This window comes from Streptomyces sp. NPDC046716 (assembly GCF_040645755.1).
Lineage (GTDB): Bacteria > Actinomycetota > Actinomycetes > Streptomycetales > Streptomycetaceae > Streptomyces.
In genome coordinates, this window is record NZ_JBEYYU010000012.1 from 113,498 (window position 1) to 130,486 (window position 16,989).

Annotated in this window: 16 protein-coding genes; all 16 read right to left on the reverse strand. The window is 71.9% G+C overall.

The window, feature by feature from the left end:
* The 16 genes from ABZ930_RS12320 to ABZ930_RS12395 all read right to left on the reverse strand — a co-directional run bounded on the left by ABZ930_RS12320 (position 1) and on the right by ABZ930_RS12395 (position 16,912).
* On the reverse strand, positions 1 to 1,296 hold the full coding sequence (locus ABZ930_RS12320; protein ID WP_361545604.1) for a serine/threonine-protein kinase: 1,296 nt from the start codon (positions 1,294 to 1,296) through the stop codon (positions 1 to 3).
* Positions 1,283 to 4,312, reverse strand: a complete 3,030-nt coding sequence (locus ABZ930_RS12325) for an AAA family ATPase (protein WP_361545719.1) — start codon at positions 4,310 to 4,312, stop codon at positions 1,283 to 1,285. The genes ABZ930_RS12320 and ABZ930_RS12325 overlap by 14 nt, the downstream gene beginning before the upstream one ends.
* Positions 4,313 to 4,511: 199 nt before the next feature.
* Positions 4,512 to 4,784, reverse strand: coding sequence for a GlsB/YeaQ/YmgE family stress response membrane protein (locus ABZ930_RS12330; RefSeq protein ID WP_361545607.1), 273 nt, complete (start codon positions 4,782 to 4,784; stop codon positions 4,512 to 4,514).
* A gap of 143 nt (positions 4,785 to 4,927) precedes the next feature.
* A complete protein-coding gene (locus ABZ930_RS12335) occupies positions 4,928 to 5,320 on the reverse strand; it encodes a YccF domain-containing protein (protein WP_353944145.1) in 393 nt (130 codons plus the stop codon).
* Positions 5,317 to 6,183 (reverse strand): zinc metalloprotease HtpX, encoded by an 867-nt coding sequence (htpX, locus tag ABZ930_RS12340; RefSeq protein ID WP_361545610.1) that lies wholly within the window; start codon positions 6,181 to 6,183, stop codon positions 5,317 to 5,319. Before htpX ends, ABZ930_RS12335 begins: the two co-directional genes overlap by 4 nt.
* Positions 6,184 to 6,376: 193 nt before the next feature.
* Positions 6,377 to 6,850 (reverse strand): MscL family protein, encoded by a 474-nt coding sequence (locus tag ABZ930_RS12345; protein WP_361545613.1) that lies wholly within the window; start codon positions 6,848 to 6,850, stop codon positions 6,377 to 6,379.
* Positions 6,851 to 6,942: 92 nt separating this feature from the next.
* A complete protein-coding gene (locus ABZ930_RS12350; RefSeq protein ID WP_361545616.1) occupies positions 6,943 to 8,481 on the reverse strand; it encodes an NADH-quinone oxidoreductase subunit N in 1,539 nt (512 codons plus the stop codon).
* Complete coding sequence (locus ABZ930_RS12355; protein ID WP_361545619.1) at positions 8,478 to 10,052, reverse strand: NADH-quinone oxidoreductase subunit M; 1,575 nt, start codon at positions 10,050 to 10,052, stop codon at positions 8,478 to 8,480. Before ABZ930_RS12355 ends, ABZ930_RS12350 begins: the two co-directional genes overlap by 4 nt.
* 6 nt (positions 10,053 to 10,058) lie before the next feature.
* Complete coding sequence (locus ABZ930_RS12360) at positions 10,059 to 12,086, reverse strand: NADH-quinone oxidoreductase subunit L (protein ID WP_361545622.1); 2,028 nt, start codon at positions 12,084 to 12,086, stop codon at positions 10,059 to 10,061.
* Positions 12,083 to 12,487, reverse strand: coding sequence for an NADH-quinone oxidoreductase subunit NuoK (nuoK, locus tag ABZ930_RS12365; RefSeq protein ID WP_361545625.1), 405 nt, complete (start codon positions 12,485 to 12,487; stop codon positions 12,083 to 12,085). Before nuoK ends, ABZ930_RS12360 begins: the two co-directional genes overlap by 4 nt.
* The gene (locus tag ABZ930_RS12370) at positions 12,487 to 13,071 is read right to left on the reverse strand and encodes an NADH-quinone oxidoreductase subunit J (protein ID WP_361545627.1); all 585 of its coding nucleotides are present in this window, start codon (positions 13,069 to 13,071) and stop codon (positions 12,487 to 12,489) included. The genes nuoK and ABZ930_RS12370 overlap by 1 nt, the downstream gene beginning before the upstream one ends.
* On the reverse strand, positions 13,068 to 13,640 hold the full coding sequence (locus ABZ930_RS12375; RefSeq protein WP_361545630.1) for an NADH-quinone oxidoreductase subunit I: 573 nt from the start codon (positions 13,638 to 13,640) through the stop codon (positions 13,068 to 13,070). The genes ABZ930_RS12370 and ABZ930_RS12375 overlap by 4 nt, the downstream gene beginning before the upstream one ends.
* Positions 13,640 to 14,608, reverse strand: a complete 969-nt coding sequence (locus ABZ930_RS12380) for a complex I subunit 1 family protein (protein WP_361545633.1) — start codon at positions 14,606 to 14,608, stop codon at positions 13,640 to 13,642. The genes ABZ930_RS12375 and ABZ930_RS12380 overlap by 1 nt, the downstream gene beginning before the upstream one ends.
* Complete coding sequence (locus ABZ930_RS12385; protein WP_361545636.1) at positions 14,605 to 15,900, reverse strand: NADH-quinone oxidoreductase subunit C; 1,296 nt, start codon at positions 15,898 to 15,900, stop codon at positions 14,605 to 14,607. The genes ABZ930_RS12380 and ABZ930_RS12385 overlap by 4 nt, the downstream gene beginning before the upstream one ends.
* A complete protein-coding gene (locus ABZ930_RS12390; RefSeq protein ID WP_361545722.1) occupies positions 15,897 to 16,523 on the reverse strand; it encodes an NADH-quinone oxidoreductase subunit B family protein in 627 nt (208 codons plus the stop codon). Before ABZ930_RS12390 ends, ABZ930_RS12385 begins: the two co-directional genes overlap by 4 nt.
* Positions 16,524 to 16,528: 5 nt before the next feature.
* Complete coding sequence (locus ABZ930_RS12395; RefSeq protein WP_361545639.1) at positions 16,529 to 16,912, reverse strand: NADH-quinone oxidoreductase subunit A; 384 nt, start codon at positions 16,910 to 16,912, stop codon at positions 16,529 to 16,531.
* Positions 16,913 to 16,989: the final 77 nt, after the last annotated feature.

Consider the following 16,989-nt stretch of genomic DNA (forward strand, 5'->3'; position numbering starts at 1 on the left):
TCACCCCCCGTCCCGCGCGAGCCGCGCGAAGTGACCGGCCTGGAACCTGTTTCCCGCCGCGCGGAACGCCTGCTCCGCGTGGCGCGCGAGGCCCTCGCGGCTCAGGCCGTCCGGCGGGCGCGCCCCGCCCCGTACGGACTCGTAGGCCTGTGCCCACTGGGTGGCGGCCGCGGCGTGCTCGCCCAACTCCTCGTGCCCCCGTGCCAGTTCGGCCAGGAGCGCGGGCAGCAACTCGCGCGGGGCGCTGCCCCGACCGAGCACCACCCGCAGCAGGTCGACGGCCTCGGCGGGCCGGCCCTCCCGCAAGGTGCGCCGGGCCTGCGTCAGTTCGGCCAGGCCGCGCGGAGGCGGCGCGGGGGCGCCGCCTGCGCGTCCGCCGTGTCCGGGCCCGGGCAGGGCGTCGAGGGCGGCGATGACCTCGTCGGCACCGCGGAACCGGTCCTCGGGCCGCAGCTCCAGGCAGCGCATGACGATCTCGTCCAGCTCGGAGGCCACCGCCGCCTCCACGGACGACGGGCGCACCGGCGGGGCCTTGCGCTTGGCCTCCACGAGCCACTCCCCCAGCACCCGCTCCGGCAGGTCGAGGGGGACGACGAGGTGCTCGTAAGGCCGGCGTCCGGTCAGCCCCTCGTACATCAGCAGGCCGAGCGAGTACAGGTCGGACGCGGGCAGGCTGGCGCCCGCGGCGGTCTCCGGCGCCATGTACCGGTTTGTGCCGGCGACGCCCGGGGCCTGGCCCGCGGCGCGCATCCGGGCGGCGAGCCCGAAGTCGATGAGGCGGACGGCCCGGTCCTGGCCGAGCAGGACGTTGTCCGGTTTGAGGTCGCGGTGCAGCAGGGGCGGCAGCAGGCAGTGCAGCCCGCGCAGCGCGATGGCGACCTGCCGCGCCCACTTCACCATCAGGCGCGGCGGCACCCGCTCCATGCGGGCGAACTCGGCCGCCAGGGTGCCGCCTTGTACGTACTCCATGACGAGGTAGGCGCGGCCGCCGAGGTCCCGGGCGAGGCCCGCGTCGTAGACATGGACGAGGTGGCGGCGGGCCTCCAGATCGGTCATGGTGCCCATGACGTCGGCGAGGACGAGGACGTCGGCGAAGAGTTCGCCCGCGCTCTGCTCGGTCAGATCGGGCCGCCGGGACACCTTGCAGGCGACCGGGCGCACGGCGCGGCCCAGGACGTACTGCTCGCTGCGGAACACCGCGCCGAATCCGCCGCCGCCGATCCACTCGCGCAGCAGATAGCGTCCGTCGATCACCCGGCCGACGAGCTCCCGCAGGTCGGTGTCAGCCGTCTCCATACGGCGCCTCCCCGCCCTTGGTCCGCGCGGCCCAGCGCGCCGATTCGTGGGACACGTCGGACCCGTCCCGCGGTTCCGGCACGTCCGCGCGAGCGGCCGTGAGATCGTCCGGGGCGGCCGGATCGGTCGAGTCGGCCAGGTCGGGCACGTCCGCCGACGAGGCGTCCCGGTCCGATCCGTCGTCCGGCGGTACGAGTTCGATCTCGGTGCGCCGCACCACGGGGTCCGCGAACGGGTCCTCCCGCGCGGGAGCGGACGCGCAGGTCACCACGATGCGGGCGGCCTCGCGGAACTCCCCGGGACGCTCCTCGCGCAGGGCGAGCACCGGTGTGTCCACCAGGTCGGTCAGCAGGGCGTTCATGATCCTGCCGCCCTCTCTGCCGCGGGCGGCGACGTCCTGCTCGTGCCCGAGCCCGGCCGCGTAGCGCACCAGTTCGTCCGAGACGACGAGGTCCTTCTCCAGCCGCTCGCGCCAGTGCGCGCGCCGCCGCTCGACGATGAGCCGCCCGATGCCGTACATCGCCTCCCGGCCGAGCGGGCGGAAGACGACGACGCGGTCGATCCTGGCCAGGAACTCGGGGGTGAAGACGGCCTCGCCCTGCCGGTGGCGGAGGGCCGCAAGGCGCTCGGCGACGGCCGTGGCGATCTCCCGGTCGCTGCGGAACGGGGCGTCGTGGGAGATCAGTTCGTGTCCCGCGTTCGTCGTCAGGACGAAGATGGCGCGGTCGGCGTGGGCCTTCACACCGCGCTGGTCGGAGATCCACCCCTCGTCGAAGAGATTGAGGAACGGGCGCAGTACTTCAGGGTGGGCCTTTTCGACCTCGTCGAGGAGGAAGACGCAGTACGGGTCCGCGTTCAGCTCGTTGATCAGGCGGCCGCCTCGGTCGTGGCCGTGATAGCCGACCGGGGAGCCGATGAGGCCCGCCACGCTGTGCGGCTCCGTGAAGTTGCCCATCGAGTACGTCTGGAGCCGCTTCGACGCCGAGTACAGGCCCGCGACGGCCTTGGCCAGCTCGGTCTTGCCGACGCCGGTGAGCCCGGCGAACAGCAGCACCGCCGCCGGGCCCGAACCGGCGTCGGCGAGGCCCGCCTTGATGCGGCGCAGCTGGTCGGAGACGACGCGTACGGCCGCCTCCTGGCCGACGACGCGGGCGCCGAGCGCCGTCTCGTAGTCGACCCGGGTGTCGTCGCCGGAGGCGGCTCCGGCGAGCTGGCCGCGCGGGACACCCGACAACTCGGCCACCACGTCGATGACTTCGTCGTACGTCACCGCGGAGCGCGGGTCGTCGAGCCGGTCGCGCGCGTAGTGCAGGTCCTCGCAGGCGCGGCGCAGCACGCGCGCGGCGGACTGGGGCAGCTTTCGGTGGGCGATGAACTCACCGGCCAGGACGACGGCCCGGTCGACGGCGCGGTCCTCGACCTGGACGCCGAACTCCTCGGCGAGCGAGTCCGCCGTCTGCCGCACCATGTCGCGGGCGCTGTCGCGGTCGGGCTCGGTCATGTCGATGCGGCTGGTCAGGTCGCGCAGCTCGTGGTCGGCGGCGAGCAGGTCCTCGTAGTCGGTCGGGGAGAGCACACCGACCAGGTGGAGGCGGCGCTCGGCGAGCGCGCGGCGCAGCTCCAGGACGTGGGTGGTGCCGCGCGGGCCGCGCAGCAGCGGGCCGAGCCCGTCCACGCAGACCACCAGGTCGGTGCGGCCCTCGACATGGCCGATGAGCCCGGCCAGCTGGGCGGCGCTCTCCTCCTCCGCGATGTCCCGGCAGTCGACGCGCAGGAACCTCTTGCGGCGCAGGAAGGGGATCTCGTCCGCCGCCGCGCGCCGCGCCAGCTCCCGCAGCAGGGTGGTGGTGCCCACGCCCGGAAGGCCGGTGATGAGCACGTGGTTGCTCTCCGAGCGGTGCAGGGCCCGGCAGAGCGGGTCGAAGTAGCGGTCGAGGTGGCGGGCCGGCTTCTCGTCGGGCGCCTGCCAGGTGAGGTCCTCGGCGGGCGGCAGGAAGGCGGGCAGTTTGTACGCCGACTCGCGCGGGGCGGCGGTGCGGCGCGCCCGCAGGTTCTCCGCGAGGTGGGCGCGCAGGCGGTCCAGGTCGAGGCGGAGCGGCTCCGCGGAGAGGACGACGGCGAGGCGCTGCGGCGGGTCGTCGAGGAGGGCGGCGAGCAGGTGCGGGGTGTCGACCCGGTCGGCGTCCCAGAGGGCGGCGGTGCGGCGGGCCGCGGCGAGCAGGGCGACCAGTGCCTCCGCGCAGTCGTCGCGGTGCAGCCGGGGTGGCTCGGGGCGGGGCAGCTCGGAGAGGCGGAACGCGGCGGAGATCAGCTCGACGGCCTTCACCAGGCCGATCTGGGGCGGGAGCTGGAGCCGCAGCAGGCGCTCGGCCAGGCCCTCGGTCTCGCCGAGGAGGGCGAGCAGGCAGTGCGGTGGCAGGAGTCGGTCGTAGCCGAGTGCGGCGGCCCGCTCGGCGGCCTGCTCGAGGACGGTCCAGGCGTCGGCGGTGAACCCTTCGGAGCGCAGCCGGCCCGAGCTCTCGTCGAACGCCTCGTGTGGTGCCTCGCCGCGGACCCGCACCCGGCGGCGTAACGCCTCGGCGGCGCGGGGCAGGTCGAGGACGCCGCCGAGGAAGGCGCGGTCCTGCTCGTCGGGGTGGGCGAGGACACAGGCGAGGAGCAGATCGAGGACCGCGGGGCCTTCAGGCTCGACACCGGCCCCGGTCTCGGTGAACTCCTCTAACGCGGAGAGCAGTTCGGGTGCTATCCGGTCGGGCGAGCCGTCGAACTCGTAGGCCGCGCCCGGGGGGTTGTAGACGTCGATGGCCTCCAGCAGGTGGCCCGGTGCCGCCCCGTCGACGAGTGCCACGTCCAGGGCGGACAGCAGCGCGGCGTCGCGGCCGGTCAGCGCCGCGTGCACCACATCGCTGGGGCGTAACCGCCGGCCGGCCCGCTGGGCGGCCGCGGTCAGGACGGCGGCGGTCCGCCGGTCCCCGCACGCCTGTGGATCGAGCACCCCGTCCGTGAAGAACTCCATACGCGTCACGCGGGGCTCCCCTGGCTCGGGCCCCGCGCTTCCACCTCCCCCGTTGCTCCAATGCTTCCACAACGGATGGCCGGAGCCCCACGGTTCCGTGGAGAGACCTCACGAATGCTCAGGAGGGGTTGTGCGAAGGCCCCTTGGCACAACAGAAGTGCGCCCCGGAGCGCGGGGCGCACGACGGGGCGCGGCAGGGTCAGTGACGCTCGCGGGAGTTGCCGAAGAAGATGCGGTAGAGGATCAGCAGCACGAGGGCGCCGCCGATCGCGGAGACCCAGGTCGCGCCGTCGTAGAAGTCCTTGCTGACCGGGCGGTCGAGCCACTGGGCCGATATCCAGCCGCCGATGAAGGCGCCGGCTATGCCGATGAGCGTGGTGCCGACCAGGCCGCCCGGGTCGCGCCCCGGGAGCAGAATCTTGGCGATGGCACCGGCGAGCAGGCCGAGGATGATCCAGCTGAGGATGCCCATGCCGTGACTGCCTTTCTTTCGTGGGGCGTTGATGTGGGTGGGCCCTGCGACGACGTCGCCGTCCCTTGATCCACTACTGCCCTGAAAGACGACAAGTAGGCCGGTTCTGGTTGCGCGGAAACCGCGGTGATCCGGGCGGGGTGCTACCGGGCCGCGAACGGCTGGTCCGTGCGGACGATGTCACGCCCGAGCGGCAGGAGGGAGATCGGGATCATCTTGAAGTTGGCGATGCCGAACGGGATGCCGATGATCGTCACGCACAGGGCGATGCCCGTGAAGATGTGGGCGAGCGCCAGCCACCAGCCCGCCAGGATCAGCCAGAGCACATTGCCGACGCAGGAGGGCGCGCCGGCGTCCCTGCGCTCGACCGTGGTGTACCCGAAGGGCCACAGCGCGTAGACGCCGATCCTGAAGGCGGCGATCCCGAAGGGGATGCCGATGATGGTGATGCAGAGCAGTGCGCCTGCCAGCAGATAACCGAGGAACAGCCAGAAGCCGCTCAGGACGAGCCAGATGACGTTCAGGACGGTCTTCACCGGCGGGGGCCTCCTGCCATTCGCTCCAGCCGCTCGATGCGCTCGGCCATCGGCGGGTGTGTGGAGAACATTTTCGACATTCCCTGGCCCGGGCGAAAGGGGTTGGCGATCATCATGTGGCTCGCCGTCTCGATCCGCGGCTCGGGCGGCAGCGGCAGCTGCTTCGTGCCCGCGTCCAGCTTGCGCAGGGCACTGGCCAGGGCCAGGGGGTCGCCGGTCAGCTGCGCGCCGGAGGCGTCGGCCTCGTACTCGCGCGAGCGGCTGATGGCGAGCTGGATGAGCGATGCGGCGAGCGGTCCCAGAATCATGATCAGGAGCATCCCGAAGATGCCGGGTCCGTCGTCGTCGTTGGAACGGCCGACCGGGATCAGCCAGGCGAAGTTCACCAGGAACATGATCACGGAGGCGAGGGCGCCCGCCACCGACGAGATCAGGATGTCGCGGTTGTAGACATGGCTGAGTTCGTGCCCGATGACGCCGCGCAGCTCGCGCTCGTCCAGGATGCGCAGGATGCCCTCGGTGCAGCACACCGCGGCATTGCGCGGATTGCGGCCCGTCGCGAACGCGTTCGGCGCCTCGGTCGGCGAGATGTACAGCCGGGGCATGGGCTGCCTGGCCTGCGTGGAGAGCTCGCGCACCATCCGGTACAGGGCGGGCGCCTCGAACTCGCTGACCGGACGGGCCCGCATCGCGCGCAGGGCCAGCTTGTCGCTGTTCCAGTACGCGTACGCGTTCGTCCCGATCGCGATGACGAGGCCGATGATCAGCCCCGTACGACCGAAGAAACTCCCGATGACGAGGATGAGGGCGGAGAGCCCTCCGAGGAGTACGGCGGTCTTCAGCCCGTTGTGCCGGCGGTGCACGGTACGCCCTCCTGGTGGTGCGGCAGGGGAACCCACTGCTCTGTCTCTTGCTGGCCACTGGTGCGCGTGTCGCGCCTGTTGCTGTCCAGTGGACCCTCCCGTACTGGTCAACGCCAGACGAGGAGGTCTAGTTCCCTTGTGCGCGGCCGGAGGGCGGGGGCCGTATGTAGGCCGTACGGGTGGGCCGTACGGGTCAGACCTTCTCCTGCACCTGCTGCTCGGGCAGCATCCCCGCGATCTCCAGGGCCTTCTGGTCGGGCTCGATCTCGCTGGTGCACTGGGGGCAGCGGCTGGCGATGCCGGGGATCTGCGCGTAGCAGCGCGGGCAGTCGCGCATGGAGGCCTTGATGTCGACCGGCTTGTTGCGGTCCATGCGGGCCTGGAACTTCATCATCGGCAGGACGATCAGGAAGTAGAGGACGGCCGCGGTGATGAAGAAGGCGATCGTGGCGTCGATGAACTTCCCGTAGAAGAACTTCACCCCGTCGACCTCGAAGACGGCGTCGGAGTAGTCGCCGATGGAGCCGGTGGCCCAGCCCAGGAGCGGGGTGATGAAGGCCGTGGTGAAGGCCGTCACGAGAGCGGTGAACGCCGTTCCGATGGCGAGACCGACGGCCGTGGTGATGATGTTGCCGCGGAGGATGAATGTCTTGAAGCCGCTCAGCACGGTACTGCTCCTGGGTATCGGGGTTGTCGGGGGCATGCCTGAACCAGGCGACCCCAAAACGTACCAAAGAGGCTGGTCGGCTTGTCGGGCTGTCACGAAAACAGCCCACTGTTCACAAAGTGAAGGATGAGTTGTGGAGCTCCCGAGAGGGCCACGCCGATGACGGCCGTCAGGGCGATCGCGGCGGTGAGGGGAGCCGGGAACCGGTGGGCCGCCGGTTCGCCCTCGGGGGCGCGGAAGAGGGTCGCGGTCCACCGGAGGTAGTAATAGAGCGCGATCACGACGTTCACCGCCATCACGACGGCGAGCCAGCCCAGGCCCGCGTCGACGGCCGCCGAGAAGACGGTGACCTTGGCGAAGAGACCGATGATGCCCGGCGGCAGACCGGCGAGGCACAGCAGGAAGAAGCCCAGGACGAGCGCGGCGAGCGGGTGCGCGGCGTACAGGCCCCGGTAGTCGCTGACGCGGTTGAGCGGCTTCGTGCGGGCCACCAGGGCGGCCACGGCGAAGGCGCCGAGGTTCACGGCCGCGTACATGAGGGCGTAGGCGAGCGTGGAGCCGATCGCCTTCTGCGGGTCGTCCGCGTAGGCGGCCGCGGCGATCGGCACCAGGAGGTAGCCGGCCTGGCCGACGGAGGACCAGGCGAGCAGCCGTACGGCGCTGTACGCGCGCGTGGCCTGCTGGCGCAGCGCGGCGACGTTGCCGACGGTCATGGTCAGTGCGGCGAGCGCGGCGAGCGCCGGGCCCCACACGTCCGCGTAGGACGGGAACGCGACGACGGTGACGAGGACGAGGCCGGAGAAGCCGACCGCCTTGCCGATGACCGACAGGTAGGCGGCGACCGGCAGCGGCGCGCCCACGTAGGTGTCGGGCACCCAGAAGTGGAACGGGACGGCGGCCGTCTTGAAGGCGAACCCGACGAGGGTGAGCGCGACGCCCGCCTGGGCGAGGGTCTGGAACTGGCCGTCCACGTGGGTGAGCTGAGAGGCCACGCGGGTCAGGTGCAGGCTGCCGGTGGTCGCGTACACGAAGCTCACGCCGAGCAGGGTGACGGCGGTCGCGGTGACGGACGACAGGAAGAACTTCAGGGCGGCGTCCGAGGAGCGCCGGTCGCCCTGCTTGAGGCCGACCAGGGCGAAGGCGGGCAGCGAGGCCACCTCCAGGGCGACGACGAGCGTGGCCAGGTCCCGGGAGGCGGGCAGGAGGGCGGCGCCCGCGGCGGAGGACAGCAGCAGGAACCAGTACTCCCCCTCGGGGAGCGGCTTGTTCGCGTTCTTCGCGTCCTTGAGCGCGCTGATCGACAGGAGCGCGGTGAGCAGGGCGCCCGCGAGGACCAGGAACTGCACGACGAGCGTGAAGCGGTCCGCCGTGTAGCTGCACGCTTCGTACGGGGCGTTCTTGAGGCAGAAGGTGGAGCGTTCGTCGCCGATCAGCGGGATCAGCGCGAGCGCGGCGACGGCGAGGCCCGCGACGGAGATCCAGCCGAGGACCGCCTTGCGCGCGTCCGCCACGAACAGGTCGGCGACCAGGACCACGAGGGCGGCGATCGCGGCGATGGTGGGCGGCGCGATCGCGACCCAGTCGACGGACTGGACGAGGGACGCCACGGAGGGCGCGGCGACGGCGATCACTTGAGGCCTCCTGCGAGGAGCTTCTGCACGGCCGGGTTCGTGAGGCCGAGCAGGGCGGCGGGCCACAGGCCCGCGAGGACGGTGAGGGCGACGAGCGGGGTCCAGGCGGCGAACTCGTACCCCCGCACGTCGGGCACGGTGACGGTCTCCTGCGGGCGCGGGCCCATGCAGACCCGGCGGACCAGGATGAGCATGTACGCGGCCGTGAGCAGGGTGCCGAACGCGGCGATCGCCATGAAGACGAGGAACGCCGGGCGGCTGAGCCCGTCGGCGGGCTCGAACGCGCCGAACAGGGCGAGCATCTCGCCCCAGAATCCGGCGAGTCCGGGCAGGCCGAGCGAGGCGACGGCGGCGAAGGCGAGCAGGCCGCCCAGGCGCGGGGCCCTGCCGTACAGGGCCATGCCGCCCTGCTCGGCGAGGGTGTCGAGGTCGCTGGTGCCGGTCCGGTCCTTGAGGGCGCCGACGAGGAAGAAGAGCAGGCCGGTGATGAGGCCGTGGGCGATGTTGGCGAACAGGGCGCCGTTCACGCCGGTGGGGCTCATCGTGGCGATGCCCAGGAGCACGAAGCCCATGTGGCCGACGGAGGAGTAGGCGATGAGGCGCTTGAGGTCGCCCTTCGCGCCCTGCTTGGCGAGGTTCAGGCAGGCCAGCGATCCGTAGATGATCCCGATGACGGCGAAGGCGGCGAGGTAGGGCGCGAAGGTGCGGAAGCCGTCGGGCGCGACCGGGAGCAGGATCCGGACGAATCCGTACGTGCCCATCTTCAGCAGCACACCGGCGAGCAGGACCGAGCCGACGGTCGGGGCGGCGGTGTGGGCGTCCGGCAGCCAGCTGTGCAGCGGCCACATCGGGGTCTTCACCGCGAGCCCGATCCCGATCGCCAGAGCGGCGATGACCTGCACGGACGAGGTCAGGCCCCGGCCGTTGTCAGTGGCGAGTGCCACCATGTCGAAGGTGCCCGACTTAACACCGATAAGGAGAATGCCGAGCAGCATCACGACCGAGCCGAGCAGGGTGAAGAGGATGAACTTCCAGGCCGCCGCGGCCCGTTCGGCACCGCCCCAGCGGGCGATGAGGAAGTACATCGGGATGAGGACCATCTCGAACGCGAGGAAGAAGAGCAGGAGGTCGAGCACGGCGAAGGTCGCCAGCGTGCCCGATTCGAGCAGCAGGATCAGGGCGACGAACGCCTTGGGGGAAGGGCCCGTAGGCATCTTGAAGTAGGAGTACAGCGCGCACAGGAACGTGAGCAGCGCCGTGAGCACCAGGAGGGGGAGAGAGATGCCGTCGATGCCGAGGTGGATCCGGACGTGCAGTGCCGGGATCCAGCTGATGTCCGTCGTGGCCTGCATCTTTGACGGGTGGTCGTGGTCGAAGCCCAGCGCGAGGACGATCGCGGCGAGAAGGATCGCGCCGGTCACGGTCACGCCGTGGCGGAGCACGGCCTGGTCCGGGGATTTCCCCTTCAGTCCGGGCGGCGCCGGCAGTAGGGCGAGGACGGCGCCGATGAGCGGGCCGACGACGATCAGTGCGAGAAGGAACTGCATCACGGATTCGCTGATATCGATCACGGCTGCTCACGCTCCGGCGGTGGCGACGAGGACGACGGCGACCACCAGGACGACGGTGCCTGCGAGCAGTGCGCTGAGGTAGGTCTGCACGTTTCCGGTCTGGGCGCGGCGCACGGCCCGGCCCAGCCACTGGGGCGCCTCGGCCGCTCCGCGGACATAGGTGTCGACGACCGCGCGGTCCAGGAAGCCGACCAGTGCGGCGGCGGCCCGGACGGGACGGACGAAGAGCGCCGCGTAGAGCGCGTCCAGGTGGAAGCCGACGGCGGCGTGCCGGTGCAGCGGGCCCAGCACGAGCCGGCCCGGGTCGGCCGGGTCGGGGGCGCTCGCGACATCGCCGTTGGCCGGGGCGTGGGTCGCGATGGCCTCGGCCTCGACGAGCCCGCCGTCGCCCTGCTCGGTGTCGACCGCGACGGCGCCGATCGGGACCGCGCGGGCCGCCATCGCGGTGGTGTGCCGCCAGGCCGCGTAGGTGACCAGGCCGCCGACGAGGGCGAAGCCCGTGCCGAGGACCGAGGTGGTGAGCGTCGGGGCGAGCGAGTGGCCGTCGAACCAGTCGGGCAGCCGCAGGAAGGCCAGGCCGAGGGCGAAGGAGGGGATCGCCAGGATCCACAGCACGGCGTTCATCACGGCGGGCTGTTTGCCGTGGTCGGGGGCTTCGGGCCCGCGGCCGTTGAAGGCCAGCAGCCACAGCCGGGTCGCGTACGCGGCGGTGAGCAGGGCCGTGAACAGGCCGGCGACGAGGACGATCCAGCCGGACGCGGCGGGGATCGCCTGGCCGCCGAGGGCGTGACCGGTGGCGGTGTGCTCGGCGGCGCCGAGGACCGCCTCCTTGGAGAAGAAGCCGCTGAAGGGCGGGATCGCGGCGAGCGCGAGCAGCGCCACGGTCATCGTCCAGAAGGCGTCGGGGACGCGGGCCCGCAGGTTGCCCATGCGGGACATCGCGGCCAGTGAGTTGGTGCCGGCGGCGTGGATGATCACGCCCGCCGCGAGGAACAGCAGCGCCTTGAAGGCGCCGTGGGTGAGGAGGTGGAAGACGGCGGCACCGCGGTCGCCGACGGCCAGGGCGCCGGTCATGTAGCCGAGCTGGCCGATCGTCGAGTACGCGAGGACGCGCTTGATGTCGTCCTGGGCGAGCGCGGCGAGCGCCGAGCCGAGCATGGTGACGCCGGCCATCACCGCGAGCACGATCATGGCCACCCGGGAGGCGGCGAAGACCGGGAGGAGGCGGGCGACGAAGTAGACACCGGCGGCGACCATCGTCGCGGCGTGGATCAGCGCGGAGACGGGCGTGGGGCCCGCCATCGCGTCGGGCAGCCAGGTGTGCAGCGGGAACTGCGCGGACTTGCCCGCCACTCCGGCGAGCAGCAGCAGCGCGATGAGCGTCGGGTGGTCGAGGCCGCCCTGCCCGGTGACCTTGCCCAGGATCGTCGTGATGCGGAAGGAGCCCGCGTCCGTGGCGAGCGCGAACAGGCCGATCAGGAAGGGGACGTCACCGAGTTTCGTGACGAGGAAGGCCTTGAGGGAGGCGGCGCGCGCCTCGGGGGTCTCCCAGTAGTGGCCGACGAGGAAGTACGAGCAGATGCCCATGACTTCCCAGCCGACCAGCAGCACCATCAGGTCGCCCGTGTAGACGACGAGCAGCATCGCGGAGGTGAACAGGGAGACGATCGCGGCGTAGCTGGGGTAGCGCGGGTCGTCGCGCAAGTAGCCCGTCGAGTACAGCTGGACGCAGGTCGCGACCAGCCCGACCAGGACGGCGACGAGGGCGGCGAAGCCGTCGACGTGCAGGGCGAGTTCGATCGGCACGGAGCCGGTCGGGGTGAGTTCGGTGTGCGCGTCGAGGGCCGTGGTGCCGTTGCCCGAGCCGCCGCCCTGCTGGACGGCGACCGCCGCGGCCAGGATCAGCGCGGCGAGCGTCGGCAGGATGGCCAGCGGGCGGACGAACCCCGGTGCGGTGCGGCCGAGCAGCAGTCCGGCGACGGCTCCGAGGAAGGGCAGGAGGGGGACGAGGACGGCGAGGGTCGTGGTGGTCACGCGGTGGCCTCTGCCTTCTCCTCCGCCGGACCGGCCGGGGCCTGCGCGGCCGTGGCGGTGCCGGACGGGTCGTGCGGGTCGTCGTCCGGGTCGCGCGGCTCGGCGGCGTCGCGGAGCTTGTCGATGTCCGAGGTGCCGCGGGCCCGGTACACGGCCAGGACGATCGCCAGGCCGATGCCGATCTCGGCGGCGGCGATCGCGATGGTGAACAGGGTCAGTGCCTGGCCGGCGTGCAGGGTGTCGCGGAGCCAGACGTCGAAGGCGACGAGGTTCAGGTTGACGGCGTTGAGCATCAGCTCGACCGACATCAGGACCAGGATCGCGTTGCGCCGGGCCAGTACGCCGTACAGGCCCGTGCAGAAGAGGAGGGAGGCGAGGACGGCGGGATAGGCGAGGTGCATCAGCGGTTGCCTTCCTTCGCTCCGGCGTTCTTCTTGCGGGACAGGACGATCGCGCCGACCAGTGCCGCGAGCAGCAGGACGGACAGGGCCTCGAAGGGCAGCACCCAGTGCCGGAAGAGGACCGAGCCGGTGACCGCCGTGTTGCCGGGGCCGCCGGCGCCGTGGTCGAGGTCGATCCAGGTCGTGCGGAAGGCGTCGACGACGACCCAGACCAGCGCGGCGGCGGAGGCCGCGGCGACGGTCAGGGCCGCCCAGCGGTTGGGGCTGTCGGCGTCCGGTGAGCGGCCGATGGGCGCCCGGGTCAGCATCAGTCCGAAGAGGAGGAGGACCACGACGGAACCGACGTAGATGAGGACCTGCACCCACGCGATGAACTCCGCGGTGAGCAGGAGGTACTCGACGGCGAGGCCGCCGAGGGCGACGACCAGCCACAGGGCGGCGTGCACCAGCTGCTTGGTGGTGACGGTGACGAGGGCGGCGCCGAAGGTGACCAGGCCGACGAGGAGGAAGGCGATCTCGACGCCGGTCGGGGACAGGAAGCCGTGGCTCTCGGCGGCCGTTGCCGTCAGTGCGGCGGCGGTCATCCGCTGCTCTCCTCTCCGGGCGCGGCGGGGGCCGCCTCGGCGGCCTGCGCCGCCGCGAGCTTCTCCGCGGCCTTGCGGGCCGCGGCGAGTTCCTTGGGTTCCTCGGCCGCCGGGTCGAGGGCGGGCGGGGCCGGCACCGTCCACATCCACTCGCGGAGCTTGTCGCGCTCGTGGGTGAGTTCGTGGATGTCGGTCTCGGCGTACTCGAACTCCGGTGACCAGAACAGCGCGTCGAAGGGGCACACCTCGATGCAGATGCCGCAGTACATGCAGAGGGAGAAGTCGATGGCGAAGCGGTCGAGGACGTTGCGGGAGCGCTCGCGGCCGCCCTCCACGGCGGGCGGCACCGTCTCCTTGTGGGAGTCGATGTAGATGCACCAGTCGGGGCACTCGCGGGCGCACAGCATGCAGACCGTGCAGTTCTCCTCGAACAGGCCGATCACGCCGCGGGTGCGGGGCGGGAGTTCGGGCTGGGTGTCCGGGTACTGCGCGGTGACGGTCTTCTTCGTCATCGTGCGCAGGGTGACGGCGAGGCCCTTGGCGAGGCCGGACCCAGGAATCGGGGGCATTACGAAATCGCCACCTTCACGATGCCGGTGAGCGCGATCTGCGCCAGGGCGAGCGGGACGAGGAGGGTCCAGGAGAGTTTCTGGAGCTGGTCCTCGCGGAGCCGGGGGTACGTCACGCGCAGCCAGATCACGACGAAGGCCAGGACCGCCGTCTTGAGCAGGGTCCAGACCCAGCCGAGGCCGTCGGCGCCCCACGGGCCGTGCCAGCCGCCCAGGAAGAGGACGGTGGTCAGGCCGCACAGGACGACGATGCCCGCGTACTCGGCGAGCAGGAACAGGGCGAAGCGCAGGCCCGTGTACTCGGTGTACGCGCCGAAGATGATCTCGGAGTCGGCGACGGGCATGTCGAAGGGGGGCCGCTGGAGTTCGGCGAGGCCCGCCACGAAGAAGACGAGCGCGCCGACGATCTGCCAGGGCAGCCACCACCACTCGAAGGCGTCGAGGATGCCGGGCAGCGAGACCGTGCCGGCGGCCATGGCGACCGAGGCCGCCGCGAGCAGCATCGGCAGTTCGTACGCCAGCAGCTGCGCGGCCGTGCGCAGGCCGCCGAGCAGGGAGAACTTGTTGGCGCTCGCCCAGCCCGCCATCAGCGAGCCGAGCACGCCGACGCCCATCACCGCGAGCACGAAGAAGATGCCCGCGTCGATGACCTGGCCGACCGCGCCGTCGCCCGGGCCGACCGGGATCGCGAGCAGCACGAGGAGGTACGGGAGCAGGGCGACGGCGGGGGCGAGCTGGAAGACGCGGCGGTCGGCGTCGGCCGGGACCACGTCCTCCTTCTGCGCGAACTTGACTCCGTCGGCGACGAGTTGGGCCCAGCCGTGGAAGCCGCCCGCGTACATCGGGCCGAGCCGGCCCTGCATGTGGGCCATGACCTTGTGCTCGGTCTGGCCGACGACCAGGGGCAGCACCAGGAAGGCGACGAAGACGACGACGAGGCGCAGGGCGACGTCGAGAACGTCGTTCACTGCGTGCCTCCTTCAGTGGTGCCGGGTCGTTCGGCGGTGCCGGAACCTCCGGTGGTGCCGGAACCCTCGGTGGTGCCGGACTCTTCGGCGGTGCCGGGTCCCTCGGTGGTGCCGGGTCCCTCGGTGGTACCGGATCCCTCGGTGGTGCCGGACTTTTCCGTGGCGGACGACTCGCCCGTGGCAGACGACTCGCCCGTGGCGGACGAACGGCCCGCGGTGCCCGACCCGTCATTGGTGCCCGACCGGCCCGCGGTGCCCGGCTCCCCGGGTGCGGGGTCGCCGGATGCCGGTTCCGGCGAGGCGGTCGGTTCCGGCGAGGCGGTCGGTTCCGGCGAGGCGGTCGGTTCCGGCGAGGCGGTCGGTTCCGGCTTCTCGTCGAACGCGGGCTTGGCGTGGTGCCACGGGGCGTCGCTCGCCCGGGGCTTCGCCGCCGGTTCGGGCCCCGCTTCGGGCCCCGGCTCGGGTGTCGCCTCGGGCCGCTGGCTCGCCGAGCCCTCCGACACGCTGCGCGCGCGCCGGGCGGGCCGTGCGGGCCGCTCCCCCTCGGGCGCCCCCGGAGTCACCGGAGCCCCCGTCTCGGCCGCCCCGGGAGCCGCCTGACTCGCCGACCCCTGACTCGCCGACCGGGTGCGCCGCGCCGGACGCTCCCCCGCGGCAGCCCGCCCGGCGGCACCGGCACCCGCAGCGCGCCCGGCCCCCCGTGCCGGCCGCGCCGGAGCGGGCGGCAACTGCCCCTTCAGCGGGCCCCATTCGTTCGGATCTGGCACACCGGGCGGCAGCATCTGACGGCGCTTGGGCCCGCCGTGCTCGGATTCCCCCGGCTCCTTGGCCCCCGGCCACGCCTTGGCGACCCGCGCCGCGAGCACGAAGTCCTTGCGCAGCGGGTGCCCCTCGAACCCCTCCGGCAGCAGCAGCGGGTCGAGCCCCGGGTGGTCGGTGAAGCCGACGCCGAACATCTCGTGGGTCTCGCGCTCGTGCCACGCGGCGCCCGCGTACACGCCGACCGCCGACGCGAGCACCGGCGCCTCGTGGGAGACGGTCGTGCGCAGCAGCAGACGGCGTACGGATCCGGGCGCGACGGCCGCGACGTGCGCGCAGACGCGGAACCCCGCGCCGGGTTCGTCGACCGCGCTCAGCCAGTCGAAGTAGGTGCACCCCAGGCGCGTACGGGCCGTCTCCAGAGCCGCGATCCACTCCTCGGCCGGGACGTCGACGGTCAGCAGGTCGTACGCCTCCTCGGCCGTGGCGCCGGTGCCGAACAGCTCCTCGACGCCTTCCGGCAGCCAGCTCATCGCGCACCCCCGGAAGGCGTGGGCGGCTGGACGAGACCGCTGCTCAGGGCGGCGGCGGACGGACGCCCGGCCGCCTCGTCGGCGGACGCGTACCGCTCGCCGAGCGACTCGCGCGCGATCTTCTCCTGGAGCTTGAGGATGCCCTGGAGCAGCGCCTCGGGGCGGGGCGGGCACCCGGGCACGTACACGTCGACGGGGATGATCTGGTCGACGCCCTTGGTCACCGAGTACGAGTCCCAGTACGGGCCGCCGCAGTTGGAGCAGGCGCCGAAGGAGATGACGTACTTCGGCTCGGGCATCTGCTCGTACAGGCGCTTCACGGCCGGGGCCATCTTGTCCGTGACCGTGCCGGAGACGACCATCAGGTCGGCCTGGCGCGGGCCCGGCGCGAACGGGATGACACCGAGACGGATGAAGTCGTGGCGCGCCATGGACGCGGCGATGAACTCGATGGCGCAGCAGGCGAGTCCGAAGTTGAAGACCCACAGGCTGTAGCGGCGGCCCCAGTTGAGGACCACCTTCATCGGCTCGGGCGCAAGGCGCGAGAGCACGCCCAGCTTCTTCGGGCCCAGAGGATCGGGCAGCGCCACCGGCTCGGAGGAAGTCACATCGCTCACGTCCACGTCACTCACGCCCACGTAAGGACGCCCTTCTTGTATGCGTACAGCAGGCCCACGGCGAGGAAGCCCAGGAAGACGAACATCTCGACCAGGGTCGTCGCGCCGTATCCCGGCGCGGCGAAGACCGTGGCCCAGGGGAAGAGGAAGATCGAGTCGACCGCGAAGATCACGTAGAGGAACGCGTACACGTAGTAGCGGACCTGCGTGTGCGCCCAGCCCTCGCCGACGGGGTCGACACCGCACTCGTACGTGAGGAGTTTCTCCGGGGTGGGCACCACCGGGCGCAGCAGCCGTCCGGCGCCGAAGGCCACGGCGACGAAGAGCACGCCGACGACGGCGAGCAGCCCGACCACCGAGTACGAGCGGAAGTAGTCCGCCGCGATGACGGTCACGTCTCAGCGCCCCTCGCGTGTTCGTTGTTGGTTCGTGTTCGACGATCTGTACGGACACGGAGTCTAGGGCCTGTTAA

Excerpts from the sequence above, each read along its gene's own strand:
- ABZ930_RS12370 (WP_361545627.1), bottom strand. The coding sequence starts at position 13,071 with ATGACCGCCGCCGCACTGACGGCAACGGCCGCCGAGAGCCACGGCTTC.
- ABZ930_RS12375 (WP_361545630.1), bottom strand. The coding sequence starts at position 13,640 with ATGCCCCCGATTCCTGGGTCCGGCCTCGCCAAGGGCCTCGCCGTCACC.
- ABZ930_RS12385 (WP_361545636.1), bottom strand. The coding sequence starts at position 15,900 with ATGAGCTGGCTGCCGGAAGGCGTCGAGGAGCTGTTCGGCACCGGCGCC.
- nuoK (WP_361545625.1), bottom strand. The coding sequence starts at position 12,487 with ATGCACCTCGCCTATCCCGCCGTCCTCGCCTCCCTCCTCTTCTGCACG.
- ABZ930_RS12320 (WP_361545604.1), bottom strand. The coding sequence starts at position 1,296 with ATGGAGACGGCTGACACCGACCTGCGGGAGCTCGTCGGCCGGGTGATC.
- ABZ930_RS12325 (WP_361545719.1), bottom strand. The coding sequence starts at position 4,312 with ATGGAGTTCTTCACGGACGGGGTGCTCGATCCACAGGCGTGCGGGGAC.
- ABZ930_RS12330 (WP_361545607.1), bottom strand. The coding sequence starts at position 4,784 with ATGGGCATCCTCAGCTGGATCATCCTCGGCCTGCTCGCCGGTGCCATC.